The 1,089-nt window shown below is 74.6% G+C and carries 2 protein-coding genes; both read left to right on the top strand.

Translation table 11 applies throughout. From position 1 onward, the window contains the following. Window positions 1-522, top strand: a 522-nt coding sequence (locus AB0L34_RS34285; RefSeq protein WP_363709830.1) for a PhzF family phenazine biosynthesis protein, incomplete at its 5' end; no start/stop codon positions are given. A 112-nt stretch (window positions 523-634) separates the two neighbouring features. Next, window positions 635-1,089, top strand: a 455-nt coding sequence (locus AB0L34_RS34280) for a hypothetical protein (protein ID WP_363709828.1), incomplete at its 3' end; no start/stop codon positions are given.

Below are 1,089 nucleotides of genomic sequence, written 5' to 3'. Positions count from 1 at the left end.
CTCACCGGCGGCACGCCCACGCTCGGCCCGGAACTCGACCCGGAACCGCTGCTGGAGATGGTCGGCCTCACCGGCCCCGACCACGTCGGCCCGCCGCCGCGCGTCGCCGGGTGCGGCCTGGAGTTCCCCTACCTTCCGGTACGCCCGGACGCGGTGGCCCGGGCACGGTTGAACACGGCGGCGGCGGAGCGGTACGGCGTTGAGCACGTCAGCCTCTTCTCCTGGGACGTCGATTCGCAAACCGCGCACGCCCGGGTCTTCGTGCCGGGGCTCGGCGTGCCCGAGGACCCGGCGACCGGCTCGGCCGCTCTCGGGCTGGGCGTGTGGCTGGTCGCGAGCGGGCTGCTGCCCGGCGAGGGGCGCGCGGAGTACACCGTCCGGCAGGGCATCGAGATCCACCGCCCCTCCACGCTGACCTGCACGGTGACCGCCTCCGGCGGGCTGGCGCTGGGCGCGACCGTCTCCGGCCAGGTGATGCCGGTGGCCCGGGGCGAGATCACCGTCCCCCCGTTCATCGGCTGACCCCACCCCACCCCATCCCACCTTGTTGATCAAGGAGTTCGTGTCGGCGAACGGGCCTCTGGAGGACACGAACTCCTTGGTCAACCGGCCGGGGCGGGAGGGACGGGCCGGGATGGGGGAGGATGGCGGGGTGAGTGACGAGGTGGACGAGCGGGTGACTCCTCCGCTGGTGGACGAGGCGGTGAAGAAGGCCGCTGTCTGCTGGGTGAGCAGTGGCGGCGGCCCGGCGTACGCGCTGTGGTGCCTCCCGCTGGACGGCACGCTGCTGGTGGTCACCGGCCCCGGTGAGCAGGCCGCCCCCGGGCTGGCCGACAGCGAGACCGCCGAGGTCACGCTGCGCGGCGACCACGGCGGACGGATCGTCACCTGGTCGGCGCGGGTGACCCGGCTGCGACCCGGCACCGAGGAGTGGGACACCGCCGCGCCGCTGGTCGCGGCGAAGCGGCTCAACGCCTCAGGGGCTGCCGTCGAGCTGGTGGAGCGATGGGTGGCGCAGGGATGCGCGCTCAACCGGCTCGCGCCCGTCGGCGCCGTCGTGACCGGCGCCGATCTGCCGGACGGCTCGCT

The sequence above is a fragment of the Micromonospora sp. NPDC052213 genome (genome assembly GCF_040679695.1).
Lineage (GTDB): Bacteria > Actinomycetota > Actinomycetes > Mycobacteriales > Micromonosporaceae > Micromonospora.
Note: the sequence above shows the minus strand (reverse complement) of the source record. Positions and strands in the feature narration are given on the sequence as shown.